General features: G+C 62.0%; 12 protein-coding genes and 1 pseudogene. 6 read left to right on the top strand and 7 right to left on the bottom strand.

The window, feature by feature from the left end:
• The first annotated feature begins 106 nt into the window (after positions 1-106).
• The 3 genes from yegQ (at position 107) to MOP87_RS07110 (ending at position 3092) form a co-directional block, all read left to right on the top strand.
• Positions 107-1441: a tRNA 5-hydroxyuridine modification protein YegQ gene (gene yegQ, locus MOP87_RS07120; protein ID WP_242810301.1), complete on the top strand. Its 1335-nt coding sequence runs from the start codon at positions 107-109 to the stop codon at positions 1439-1441.
• A 123-nt stretch (positions 1442-1564) separates the two neighbouring features.
• Positions 1565-1993 carry a DUF411 domain-containing protein gene (locus MOP87_RS07115; protein WP_027914989.1) on the top strand — a complete coding sequence of 143 codons (429 nt, stop codon included), beginning with the start codon at positions 1565-1567 and terminating at the stop codon, positions 1991-1993.
• A gap of 100 nt (positions 1994-2093) precedes the next feature.
• Positions 2094-3092, top strand: a complete 999-nt coding sequence (locus MOP87_RS07110) for an alpha/beta hydrolase (protein WP_104926041.1) — start codon at positions 2094-2096, stop codon at positions 3090-3092.
• A 15-nt stretch (positions 3093-3107) separates the two neighbouring features.
• On the opposite strand, the pseudogene zapE reads toward MOP87_RS07110, so the two are convergent.
• The 5 genes and pseudogenes from zapE to MOP87_RS07085 form a co-directional block, all read right to left on the bottom strand.
• A pseudogene (gene zapE / locus MOP87_RS07105) lies at positions 3108-4211 on the bottom strand (cell division protein ZapE).
• 43 nt (positions 4212-4254) lie between these two features.
• Complete coding sequence (locus MOP87_RS07100) at positions 4255-5406, bottom strand: PQQ-dependent sugar dehydrogenase (RefSeq protein ID WP_027914992.1); 1152 nt, start codon at positions 5404-5406, stop codon at positions 4255-4257.
• A gap of 34 nt (positions 5407-5440) precedes the next feature.
• The gene (locus tag MOP87_RS07095) at positions 5441-5758 is read right to left on the bottom strand and encodes a hypothetical protein (RefSeq protein WP_242810300.1); all 318 of its coding nucleotides are present in this window, start codon (positions 5756-5758) and stop codon (positions 5441-5443) included.
• Between the two features lie 161 nt (positions 5759-5919).
• Complete coding sequence (locus MOP87_RS07090; RefSeq protein WP_242810299.1) at positions 5920-8346, bottom strand: TonB-dependent receptor; 2427 nt, start codon at positions 8344-8346, stop codon at positions 5920-5922.
• A 142-nt stretch (positions 8347-8488) separates the two neighbouring features.
• Positions 8489-9613, bottom strand: coding sequence for a sigma-70 family RNA polymerase sigma factor (locus tag MOP87_RS07085; RefSeq protein ID WP_242810298.1), 1125 nt, complete (start codon positions 9611-9613; stop codon positions 8489-8491).
• Positions 9614-9744: 131 nt separating this feature from the next.
• On the opposite strand from MOP87_RS07085, the gene MOP87_RS07080 reads away from it, so the two are divergent.
• Positions 9745-10227 carry an LEA type 2 family protein gene (locus tag MOP87_RS07080; protein WP_242810297.1) on the top strand — a complete coding sequence of 161 codons (483 nt, stop codon included), beginning with the start codon at positions 9745-9747 and terminating at the stop codon, positions 10225-10227.
• 17 nt (positions 10228-10244) lie between these two features.
• Here MOP87_RS07080 and MOP87_RS07075 read toward each other — a convergent pair whose 3' ends face one another.
• Positions 10245-10508, bottom strand: a complete 264-nt coding sequence (locus tag MOP87_RS07075) for a hypothetical protein (RefSeq protein WP_027914997.1) — start codon at positions 10506-10508, stop codon at positions 10245-10247.
• Between the two features lie 122 nt (positions 10509-10630).
• Between MOP87_RS07075 and MOP87_RS07070 the strand changes: the two genes are divergently transcribed.
• Positions 10631-10951 carry a DUF883 family protein gene (locus tag MOP87_RS07070; RefSeq protein WP_027914998.1) on the top strand — a complete coding sequence of 107 codons (321 nt, stop codon included), beginning with the start codon at positions 10631-10633 and terminating at the stop codon, positions 10949-10951.
• A gap of 24 nt (positions 10952-10975) precedes the next feature.
• Here the strand turns inward: MOP87_RS07070 and MOP87_RS07065 are convergent, their stop codons facing one another.
• Positions 10976-11593 (bottom strand): tRNA-(ms[2]io[6]A)-hydroxylase, encoded by a 618-nt coding sequence (locus tag MOP87_RS07065; protein WP_027914999.1) that lies wholly within the window; start codon positions 11591-11593, stop codon positions 10976-10978.
• 156 nt (positions 11594-11749) lie between these two features.
• On the opposite strand from MOP87_RS07065, the gene MOP87_RS07060 reads away from it, so the two are divergent.
• Entirely contained in the window at positions 11750-12613 is an 864-nt protein-coding gene (locus tag MOP87_RS07060; protein WP_242810296.1) for a universal stress protein, read from the top strand.
• Positions 12614-12722: the final 109 nt, after the last annotated feature.

Raw genomic sequence — 12722 nt, 5'->3', positions numbered from 1 at the left:
TATTAGTGCGTGGTGCTGGGGTAAAAGTGCCACCTGCCCCTTGATTCAGATCAATAAGGCCCAACCGCAAGCGGCTTAGCATCCGCGCCCTTTAACCGGTGTATTCATGAACTCCGTTGCCAAGCCCGAATTGCTGGCGCCTGCCGGCACGCTCCACACCATGCGCTACGCCTTCGCCTACGGTGCTGATGCGGTCTATGCCGGCCAGCCCCGCTACAGCCTGCGGGTGCGCAACAACGCCTTCGACCATGCCAATCTGGCGTTGGGCATCCAGGAGGCGCACGCGCTGGGCAAGCGCTTCTATGTGGTGGTCAACATCGCGCCTCACAATGCCAAGCTCAGGACCTTCCTCAAGGACCTGGCCCCTGTGATCGCCATGGCACCGGACGCGTTGATCATGTCCGACCCGGGCCTGATCATGCTGGTACGCCAGCATTACCCGCAGATGCCCGTGCACCTCTCGGTACAGGCCAACACGGTCAACTGGGCCAGCGTGCAGTTCTGGCAGCAGCAAGGCATCAGCCGCGTCATCCTCTCGCGCGAACTGTCGCTTGAAGAAATCGAAGAAATTGGCCAGCAGGTGCCTGGCATGGAGCTGGAAGTATTCGTGCATGGGGCACTGTGCATGGCCTACTCAGGCCGCTGCCTGCTGTCGGGCTACCTGAACAAGCGCGATGCCAATCAGGGCAGCTGCACCAACGCCTGTCGCTGGAAGTATGATGTTACGCCGGCAACCGAGAGCGTCACAGGCGATATCGTGCGCGAAGTGCAGCCGACCTTGGGCCAGGGTGCGCCCACCGACCAAGTGTTCCTGCTGCAGGAAAGCGAGCGTCCCGGTACCGAAATGCCCGCATTCGAGGACGAGCACGGCACCTACATCATGAACGCCAAGGACCTGCGGGCCATCCAGCATGTCGAGCGACTGGCGCGCATGGGCGTGCACTCGCTGAAGATCGAGGGTCGCACCAAGTCGCATTTCTATTGCGCACGGGCCGTGCAGTCCTACCGAAAAGCCATCGACGATGCGGCCGATGGGCAGCCTTTCGACCGCACCTTGATGGACAACCTCGAATCCTTGGCGCAGCGGGGCTACACCGAGGGCTTTCTGCGCCGCCATGTGCACGACGAGTACCAGAACTATCAGCGGGGCAGCTCGGTTTCCGAGCGCCAGCAGTTCGTGGGTGAACTGACCGGACAGCGGGTAGACGGCTGGGCCGAGGTCAAGGTCAAGAACCGCTTTGCCCTGGGCGACCACCTGGAGCTGATGACACCGCGCGGCAATTACCACTTCGACCTGAATCAGTTGCATGACCGGCAGCAGCAGGCCATCGAAGTCGCACCCGGGGATGGCCATGTGGTGTACCTACCAGTACCTGAACAAGTGTCGTTGGCGTTCGGGCTACTAATGCGCGACCTGAACGGTGACCCGGCCGCTGGCTGACGGAACTGTAATGCGCCGGTCAGCAGGTTGAAAGCCAGACGGGGCGACCCTGGCGCCTTGCGCGTTTGGACCAGGCCGTGCGCTATGCTGGGCGCAGGCCACACGTTTATCAGGAGCTCATCCATGCTGCGATCGAATCGGCTGGCCCTTGGCCTGCTGGCCTTCACCACCCTTGCACAGGCCACCGACACCATTGATGTCTACCGCGACCCCAACTGTGGGTGCTGCAAAGCCTGGATCAGTCATCTCAAAGACAACGGCTTCACTGTGAACGACCATGTCGAAACGAACATGAGCGCCGTCAAGCAACGCCTGGAAGTCCCGCAGCGGCATGCGTCGTGTCATACCGGCGTCATCGCTGGCAAGTTCGTCGAGGGCCATGTCCCCGCAACCCAGGTCCATGAGCTGGCTAGCCGCAGTGACCTCAAGGGCATGGCCGTTCCCGGCATGCCGGTCGGTTCGCCGGGCATGGAAATGGGCGAGCGCAAGGATGCCTATCAGGTCATCGGTATCGACACTGAAGGCAAGGACTCGGTGGTCGCCGATTACTGACCCGGGGCTGGTTTCACGCTTGGTAACACCTTGCGCCTCTATGGCAACTGCCCGGCTGCTACAGTCGAGTCTTCCTACTTGATCTGACATGGAGTGCCTCATGCTGCGAGCATCCGCCCTGGCCATGGTGTGCCTGGCCAGCAGCCCGGCCATTGCCGCCGAATCGCCTACCTATGGCGCCCAGCTCGAAGGGTTCGACTACCCGCATACGCTCAAGCATTTCGACTTCGAATCACAGCGCCAATCGCTGCAGATGGGTTACATGGACGTCCCGGCTTCGGGTAATGCCAATGGCCACACGGTCGTGCTCATGCACGGCAAGAATTTTTGCGCAGCGACCTGGGAAACCAGTATCGATGCCCTGACCAAGGCAGGCTATCGCGTCATTGCCCCTGACCAGATCGGCTTCTGCACCTCCAGCAAACCTGCCCACTACCAGTACAGCTTCCAGCAACTGGCCAGCAACACCCATGCACTGCTCGAACACCTGGGCGTGAAGCAGAGCATCGTGCTGGGGCATTCGACCGGGGGCATGCTCGCCACCCGCTACGCCTTGATGTACCCGCAGCAGGTCACGCGCCTGGCCATGGTCAATCCGATCGGCCTTGAAGACTGGAAAGCCCTGGGGGTGCCCTACCGCACCGTTGACCAGTGGTACGACCGCGAACTCAAGCTCGACGCAGCCGGGGTGCGCGAGTACGAGCGCAAAACCTACTATGCCGGCCGCTGGAAACCTGAATATGAGCGCTGGGTGCAGATGCTGGTGGGCCTGAATCAGGGCCCAGGTCACGAACGGGTCGCGTGGAACTCGGCCTTGATCTACGACATGATCTTCACTCAGCCGGTTTATCACGAGTTCAAGGACCTGCAGATGCCGACCCTCTTGTTGATCGGTGACAAGGACACTACGGCAATTGGCAGCGACATCGCGCCACCGCAGCTCAGGGCCAAGCTGGGCAATTACGCCTTGCTCGGCCCGCAGGTGGCCAAGCTCATTCCCAAGGGCGAACTGATCACCTTCGAGGGCATGGGCCACGCGCCGCAGATCGAGGAACCCAAGCGTTTCAACCGCACGCTGATCCAATGGCTGAACCGCTGATCGGGCGCGGCCGCATCAGGCAAAGCGCTGCAGCTGCATTTCACGCAGCCGGCTGAGGGTGCGCTGGTAGGGAAAGGCGAGATACCCCTACGTGTACAGCGCCTCGAGCGGCACTCCTGCTTCCAGGTACAGCGCCACCCGGCGGTCGTAGCATTCGTCGACCAGGGCGATGAAGCGGCGCACGGCATCGTCCTTGGGCGAGAGTGCCGGCAAGTCGCGGTCGCCCGCTAGTACACGCGAAGCACCGTCCTCCGTGCCGCGGGCAATGCGTCCGGTCTGTTGCTGACCACTTAGAGCCGGTATGTCCGACACCAGGATCGCCGCGAAACGGTCACACAGCATCATGAATTCCTGGGTAGCCATCGGTTGTTCGCACAACGCGTCGAAACGGCACCAGATGGCCTTCGCACTTCGGCGCACTACCTGTACCTGGCGACTCCCCAACATGAGGGGCCGGTCGGTGCCTGGATCGTCTGGGCTCAGCCGCTCGAAGACCGCAGCCAGGTGACTGCCCCGGTCGTCGGTCACCCAGTAGCGCTGGCACGGCAGACCTGGGTGTTGCCGGTGGTCTTGCTCGCCCGCTACCGGCAGCACACGCATGTGCCGCTCGATGGCAGCGATGGCGGGCAAGAAACGTTCGCGGTTGAAACCGTTGCAATACAGTTGGCCGGGCGGTTGATTGGACGTGGCAACCACGACCACGCCCAAGTCGAACAGGACCTGAAACAAACGGCCTAGGATGATCGCGTCGGCAATGTCGCTGACAAACAGCTCGTCGAAGCACAGCACGCGAATCTCGCTTGCCAGCCCCTCTGCCAGCGCCATCAAGGGGTCCGGCGTGCCGTTGAGCTCAAATAACCGACGGTGCACCCAGGCCATGAAATGGTGAAAATGCTGGCGGCGACTCGGCACGGTCAGGCAACGATGAAACTGATCCATCAACCAGGTCTTGCCACGCCCTACTGGCCCCCAAAGGTAAAGGCCGTGCGTGGATCGTCTACCTTCGACAGCCTCGTAGCAGGCCTGGAGCGCCTCGATGGCAAGGCGCTGTGCGGGGTCCACGACAAAGCCCTGGGTTTCCAGGGCTTGCTGGTAGCGCTGCAAGGGATTGGTGGTCATGGCGCATTGTACCTGTCGCCTCCTTGCCGACGACAGTGCTGCTTCAGTCTGGCTGCGCCAGCCCCACCTTCAGCAGCTCGCCATCCTTGTCATCGGTCAACACGTACAGGTAACCGTCTGGTCCTACCCGAACATCACGAATGCGCGCTTTCAAATCGCCCAGCAGGCGCTCTTCGTGTACCACCTTGTCGCCCTCGAGCTGCAGGCGGATCAGCTCCTGCGTGGCCAACGCGCCGATGAACAGGTTGTGATCCCACGCCGTGAACACGGGGCTGTCATAAAATGCCATGCCACTAACCCCGGGCGACTTTTCCCACACGTGGTTCGGATCGACCATGCCATCGACATGTTTACCCTTGGCCTCCGGAATGGGCAGCATCGAATAGTTGATGCCGTGGGTTGCGATGGGCCAACCGTAGTTCTTGCCCGGCTTCGGGATATTGATTTCGTCACCACCGCGGGGACCGTGTTCGTTAGTCCACAAAGCGCCAGTCCAAGGATTCAACGCAGCACCCTGCTGGTTACGGTGGCCAAACGACCAGATTTCCGGCCGCACGTTTTTCTGGCCATAGAACGGATTGTCCTTGGGTACTTCGCCGTCTGGCAGGATGCGCACCACCTTGCCTTGCAGCTTGTCCAGATCCTGAGCCGTCGAGCGCTGATTGTTCTCGCCCAGGGCGATGAACAGGTACCCGTTGCGGTCGAACACCAGGCGCGACCCGAAATGGTTACCCACCGACAGTTTGGGTTGCTGACGGAAGATGACGGTGAAGTTTTCCAGCCGGGCACGATCGGTCGACAGCTGGCCGCGGCCCACAGCGGTCCCCGCCTTGCCGTCGCTGCCCTCCTCGGCATAGGACAGGTAGACCGTGCGGTCCTTGGCGAACTCGGGCGACAAGGCCACATCCAGCAAGCCGCCTTGGCCCTCGGCCCAGACTTTAGGCACGCCATTGATGGCCGGGCCGACCTTGCCTTCGGCGTTGATGACGCGCAGGTTGCCTGGGCGTTCGGTGACCAGCATGTCCTGGCCGCCAGGCAGGAACGCCAGCGCCCACGGCGTACGCAGACCATTGGCCACGGTATCGACGGTAAGGGTGCCCTCTTCACTTTTGAACGTCTGCTGGGCAGCGGCATTGGCCAACAGAGGCGATAACGCGGCAGCGGCCAGGGTAACCAGCCAGGTTGCTCGAGACATGCGAAGTTCCTTTGACATATACAGGGTACTGGAGTCAGGGCGCGCGCGGGTTATCCCGCGGGGGCCGCACAGGCTCCAGATTGGGCGTTTGCTGCTGACGGCGCAGGTTTTCACCGTTGCCGATGCCGCGGTTCTCTACCGTCGGGGTGCGCGGTATGGGCTGGGTAGACGGACCGCGCACAGGCGGCGTCGCCGGGACGCTGCCCTGGCGGCTGTTGGGATTGGCACGCTGTACGGGGCTGTTGTAGGGGTTGTTGCCATTGGCGGCAACGTGCAGCCACGGCTGCGCGGTCGCATGGGTAGGTAGCCAGACGGCCATGCCTGCTACCAACAACGGTATTGTCAGTTTCATGCTTCACCTCCGTACGAAAACGCCTGGCCTGGTGGCTTTGATAGCCTACGGCGCAAAGGGTTCGAGTCAAAAGGCTTGGCGACGCTACAGGTGATTCACGATGTTTCAGCCAGCGCCCACTGATCGGGGCGCCGGTGTGGGTTAGGCCGTGCGCAACGGCCTCAGTAGGCCAGGCTCCAGGTCAGTGTGTAGGTCCTGCCTCGACCTTGATAATCGTAGAGGTAGGCAGGCCCATAGGTGGGCGCGTAGAACAGCGTCGCACGCTGGCCCCATACGGTGCTGTACTGCTTGTCCAGCAGGTTCTGGACACCTGCGCTGAAGGTGCCGTAATCGGTCTCCTGGCTGCCCAGCAGATCGAGCGTGGTGTAGCCATCGATCTTGTGCTGGGCGTCGTCCTTCAAGCTGAAAGCGCGATTGGCCTGCAGCCGCGCACTGCGCCCGTCATCCTTCCAGCCAATGAAAGCGGTGGCTTTGGACAAGGAGGCATAACGCGCATCGCGCTTGCGCCACCCGCCGCCGTCTGCCTCTTCCTCGGAACGGGTGAGGTGCAGCGTGCCGCCGGCTTCCCAACCTTGGTCGAAGTGGCGCGTGAGTGCCCCCTCGAAGCCAAAGTCGCGACTCTTCTGGTCTTCGACGTCAATGGTGAGGGTTTGCGAATCCACATTGATGATCTTGTCCGACCAGATGTAGTACAGCGCAGCTTGAGCGTCCCACTGCACGTCGGCATAGCGCCAGCCCACTTCCACCTGGCGGCTCTTGATCCCAGCCAGCGGGTTGTCCCCGACACTGAGGCCGGGCTTGCCGTAGTACTTGGCCGGATCGGGCAAGTCAAAACCTTCACCGTAGTTGGTCCACAGCTGATGGCCGTTCTTGAAGTCGTAGATCGCCCCCAGGTTGTAGAGATTGACCTGGTAGTCGTTACTGCCGCCCGGAACGCCTTTGTAGTCACCCACATCCACATCCATCTGCTGGCGCCGGGCCCCGCCGGAAAACGTCAGGTTGTCGGTGGCGCGCCATTCGAGCTGGCCATACAGCGAGACCCCATCGACGACATAACTGGGGTAGCGCGCAGCCTTGCTGGCCTTGTCCAGGTCCAGCCCGCCACTTTCGGAGGACACACGTGCATCGAACACGGTTTGGTCAGCGTTGAAACGTTCGCGGTCAATGTCCACGCCATAGGTGAACTTCAGCGTGTCCCACTGCTTGGCGAACAACCCTTTGAGGCTGGTGACCTCGAAGTTCTGCTGCGAGGCTGCAAAATACACCCCGCGCGAGCCGGTGGGTGTCCCTCGGTTGTAGTAAGGGAACGGGTAGAAGTTGTTGTTTTCCTTGCGGTAGGAAGCCTGCAGGTAGAAATCCTGGCCCAGCACATCATTGTGGTGGTAATTGGCGTTGAGCAGCAGGCGCCGGGTGCGTGGGTTCAGGTCAGACGAGTACCCACTGCGCAATTGGGCCTCTTCCAGGTCGGAGGGGCCGTTGTAATTGAGGTTGGGAAACCAGATGCCGGTGCTGCCATGGTTGCCGGAATCGTAGTACTGGGCCAGCAGGTCAAGGCTCTGTTGCTCATCGAACTGCATGCCCAGGCTACCAAGCAGGTCCAGCGTGCGGTTGTATTGCAGGTCGGTCTGGGTATTGTCGATGAAGATCTGATCGCCTGCCCCATCGTAGAACGCCTCGTTCTGCTCGCCGGACACACCAAGACGGGCGGTGAAGCGCTCGTTGCCACCGCTGACCGACTGGGCAAAGCGGGTCGCCAGATCATCGCTGTTGTTGAAGCCGCTGCTGGCGCCGAGCTGGGTTTCGAAATGCGCAGGGCCCGCCTCGCCCTTTTTGGTCACGATATTGATGATGCCCCCGGTCGCACCGCCTCCGTAGATGGCGCTGGCGCCGGACAGTACTTCGACCCGCTGGACGTTGAACGGCGAGATACTGTCGAACTGGCGCGACAGGCCTCGCGAGCTGTTCTGGCTGACGCCATCGATCATCACCAGCACGCTGCGCCCACGCATGTTCTGCCCGTAATTGGTGCGCCCCTCCGGCGCCAGGTCAAGGCCAGGCACCAGTTTGCCGATGGCTTCCTTGAGGCTTACGCCACTGTCGATCTGCTCGCGAAGCTGCTGCTGATCGACCACCCATACGGTGCCTGGGATCTCGCTGATGGCGGTGCTGGTACGTGAGGCCACGCTCACTTCGATCGGCTTGAGGTTGATGGCTTCCAGGGTGGAATCGCGCTTGCGCAGCGTCACCGTGCGCGCATCGGTGAACTGCCAGCTCAAGCCGCTGCCTTCGAGCAACCGCTGCAAGGCGTGTTCGACACTGTAGGCGCCCTGCAAGGTCGGGCTCTGCAGACCCGCCACATCAGCCGTGGTGTACAGCAAATGCAGGCCGGCCTGATCGGCAAAGCGCGTCAACGCCTGGTCCAGCGGCTGCGCCGGGACGCTCAGCTGAACCTGCGCGGTCTGCACCTGCCCTTGCTGTGTCGCCGCAGCGACATGAGCAGGCAGCGTGCCGGCCAACACGGCCAACGCGCCGCACGACATCAATACAGGTGGCAGAAAACGGCAGCGGCTATTCGAGGGCTTGGGCATGAGAGGCACGAGAAAAGCTTCCAGGCAAGTCGTGAGTGGGAATGGTTTGCGGCTTAGCCCCACTACGACGATCCAGCTCACAAGAACTTGCAGTACCGATGGAAACTTTTTCGGATGAGTCTCGAAACGACCGCTGCGAGGATCAATACACCACTGCGAGCCACGGCAAGTAGGTGACTTTCAGGCCATATCGCTGCTCCAGGGTGCGCAGCATGGCTTGCGGTTCGTCCAGGTCGAACACGCCACTGACCTCAAGACCCGCCAGCTGTTGGTCGGACAACACGATGCGCCCAAGGCGGTAACGCTCAAGCTCAGCGAGCACCTGCCCCAGAGGCTTGCCATTGAAGATCAACTTGCCCCGTTGCCAGGCCAGCTGCGCCTCGGCATCGGGCGCCACGCTCAAGGGCTGGGCGCCCTGCCGAGCAGCCCCCTGGCCAAGCACCACATGCCCGTCGCGCCGCACGCTGAACCTCGCGCCGGTGCCGTCTACCGGCAGCCCTGTCGTTTCGACCACGAAAGGACGGGCATCGGCGGACGTCTCGAACAGCGCTTCGCCAGCCACGACCACCACCCGACGTTCGTGCGCGTCGAATTCCAGCTTTATGGCACTGGCGCTGTTAAGGGTGACACGGGTGCCATCGGGCAAGGTGAGCATGCGCCGCTCGCCGGTGCTGGTGTGATAGTCGGACAACCACACAGGTGCCTGCTGCCACGCCATCCAACTGCCCAGCATCAACGCCATGCACGCGGCAACGCCTGCCTTCTGCAGCCATCCCCGGCAGTGCCGCAGCGCCTGGCCGATGTATTTGGCCACCATGCTTTCGGACACGCCGAGCCTTTGCGCGACCTGCCTTTGCGTCAACCCTTCCACGCGGTTGAGCAAGAGCGCCTGACGCGCTTTGGGGGGCAGTTGCAGCAGGGCCTGGTCAAGAATCATCAGGCGCTCGCTCGCCAGCAGCGCCGCCTCCGGTGCCGGCGCGCCACAGGCCACGTGTGCCATGCCCTCGCTGTCGTCGTGGCACGCGGCGAGGCGCTGATCACGACGCAGGGCATCGATCGCAATGTTTCCCGCCACGCGAAAAATGAAGCGGCGCGGGTGCAGCACCGGCACGCCGTGCGCATCGATCTGCGCAAGCCTCAGGTAAGTTTCGTGGGCAACCTCCGCAGCGCGCTGGCGGTCACGCATGCGCCGTGTCAGAAACTGCAACAAGTCGTCATAGTGTTCCTGGAAACTTGCCAGCAGGCCCGGCACGTGAGACGTCAGCATGGTTAGGCAACTACACAGTAAGAGAAATTGTCGGGCGTTAATGAGAAACAGTATCTTTCATCTTCACCGACACTTTCAACGCTGCCGAGCATTTGCCACACTGCCGGACGATTCTTCCCAAGGCCTGCCCCATGACCCTACGCCCTTTGCGCCTCACCCGTCTGCTCACTGTCCTGCTGATGTCGGCGACCTTGAGCGCGTGCGCGCTGTTGCAAACCCGGGACCCGGTTTCGATCAGCGTAATCGGCCTGGAACCCTTGCCTGGACAGGACTTGGAAGTGCGCATGGCGGTAAAGCTGCGGGTACAAAACCCCAATGAAACACCGATCGAGTACAACGGTATTGCAGTGAACCTGGAGGTCAACGGCCAGCCCTTGGCAGCGGGCGTCAGCGACCAGGGCGGACAGATTGGCCGGTATGGCGAGGCTGTGGTCCAAGTGCCGGTGAGCATCACCGCGTTTGCGTTTCTGCGCCAGGCGTATGGGCTAGGCCAGTTGAACACGCTGCAAGGTCTGCCCTATACGCTGCGCGGCAAACTGGCCAGCGGCCCCTTCGGCACGGTGCGGTTCAGTGACAAAGGCACGCTGGACCTGCCCAAGGGCAGCGAGTGGTAGGGCGACACGTGCAGGGCTTAGCGAGCGGCGCTGGCAGCGGCCATCAGCTTGTTGACTTCGCTGCGCACCATGCTGGCGTATTCAGGGGGCGTCATGGTGTCCAGCTCATTGCGCACCCATTCGGCCCATTTGCCCTTGCGCCGAGGTTTTTCAGCGATCAGCCGGGCCGCCTCGCCCTTGGCCTTACCCAGGTTTGCTTGCCACATCTCGAACAGCCGGGCTTTCTCGGCCTCGATCTGTGCCCGTTCCTCGTAGCTCATGTTGGCCAGATTGAAACTCATGGATCACCTGCCTGATGGAAATGACCGGTATCTTACACCAAGGCGCCAGCGCCCACTGCGAGGCAACTTTTCTGGCGCACGAGTATCCATTGTTCTAACGACCCGTCCAGGAGGAGCATGGCATGGCCCGTAAAAATGCCGCAGTACCCGACAGCGACCAGATCAAGGACCAGGTATTCAGCGAGCTACAGGCGCTGATCGAGGAATCCGAGCGGTTGCTCAACGACAGCGCCGCGCTGGTGGGCGAAGAAGCCGAAACCCTGCGCACCCAGATCAGCCTCAAGCTACGTCAGGCCCGCGAAGCCGCCGGTAACCTGCGTGACAAGGCAAAGCCCATGGTCGCGGCCACCCAGGATTACATTGGCGGCCACCCTTGGCAGACCGTGGCTCTTTCAGCGGGCGTCGGCCTGGTGGTGGGCCTGCTGCTGGGTCGACGCGACTGACACCCACCCTGCCGCCTGCTGAGCTCAGGCGGCCTGTGCCAGCGGTATGCCGCTGTGAAAACGCAGCTCTTGATCCGCTGAGGCGATGAGTTCCGCTTCTGCGGCGCGTACCAGTTCAACCCGACGCGCGATGTCCGCCTCATCGCCATAGTGATGCGCCAACTTGAGGTAGCCCTGATAGTGGCGCGCTTCACTTTTGAGCAGGCCGTGATAGAAACGGCCCAGCTCTTCATCCAGGTGCGGCGCCAGGGCCGCAAAACGTTCGCAGCTGCGTGCCTCGATGAATGCCCCGACCACCAGCGTATCCACCAACTTGACCGGCTCGTGGGCGCGCACCAGACGACGCAGGCCCGAGGCGTAGCGACCGGCCGACACAGGGCGCAGCGGTACGCCTCGACGCTTCATCAGCCGCAAGACCTGCTCGTGATGAACCAGCTCTTCGCGCGCCAGGCGCGACATCATGTTGATCAGGTCAAGATGGGTGTTGTACTTGGCGATCAGGCTCAATGCCGTGCTGGCCGCCTTGAACTCGCAATTCTTGTGATCGATCAGCAGCGTTTCCTGATCGGCCAGCGCCGCCTCGATCCAGGCATCGGGTGTGGGGCAGCCCAGGAAGGCGTCGATTTCAGGGATCAGGGACATAAGCGATACGACCATACGGAGACAGGCAGGGGCGGCGATTATAGCGGCGGCAGCCAGCGGCGTCAGTGGCTATGCTTGATGTGCATCAAGCGTCAGCGCAACGCGCGCGGCCTATAGTCTGGCACCGCCTGCCCACTTTCCAGGGAGTACACGCCCATGCAAGCCGTTCGCAGCATTCTCGTCGTCCTCGACCCCGAGCACGCCCACAGCCGGGCGCTGACGCGCGCCAAGCTGATCGCCAGCGTCACGGGCGCACGCCTGCACTTGTTGATGTGTGACAAGCGGCACGATCACAGTGCGCTGTTGAGCCTGCTGGGCAACCAGTTGCAGGAAGACGGTTTTGACCACGTCACCCACGAAGCGGCGTGGCGAGACAACCTGCATGACACCATCATCCACGTGCAGCAGCGCGAAGGCTGCGAGTTGGTGATCAAGGAGCATCGTCCCGACAATCCACTGAAGAGGGCTTTGCTCACCCCTGCCGACTGGAAGCTGCTGCGCGCTTGCCCATGCGCGGTGCTGATGGTCAAGAGCGAGCGACCATGGACGGGCGGCAATGTTCTGGCAGCGGTGGATGTGGGCAACCAGGACGAGGATCACCAGCGCCTGCATGCCAGCATCGTCGACCATGGCTACGAGATTGCCAGGCTGGCCAAGGGGGCGCTGCATGTGATCAGTGCCCACCCTTCGCCCATGCTGTCGGCGGCCGACCCTGTCTATCAGCTGAGCGACACCATCGAACAGCGTTATCGCCAGGCGTGCGCTGCTTTCCAGGCACAGTACGGTATCACCGACGAGTGCTTGCACGTGGCCGAAGGCCCGGCCGATGTGCTGATTCCCCATACCGAAAAACAGCTGGATGCGGTGGTGACGGTGATCGGTACCGTGTGCCGCACAGGGCTTACCGGCGCATTGATCGGCAATACTTCCGAGGTGGTACTCGATGCGTTGGAGGGGGATGTACTGGTATTGAAGAGTGAAGAGGCGATAGCGCATCTGGTGGGTTCGGCGCGGGGGTGAACCGTATGCAGTCCCTGTTGTGCCGTCTCGACCCTCAAATCGCGCTTGCGAGGTGAGGGTCAAGAGGGTATCTACACGGGGACCTCGCTAGCTGCCGGAGGCGGCGTCA

Origin of the sequence: Pseudomonas sp. I3-I5 (assembly GCF_022699445.1) — a bacterium.
Taxonomy (GTDB): Bacteria; Pseudomonadota; Gammaproteobacteria; order Pseudomonadales; family Pseudomonadaceae; genus Aquipseudomonas; species Aquipseudomonas fulva.
This window is presented reverse-complemented; position numbering and strand designations above follow the sequence as displayed.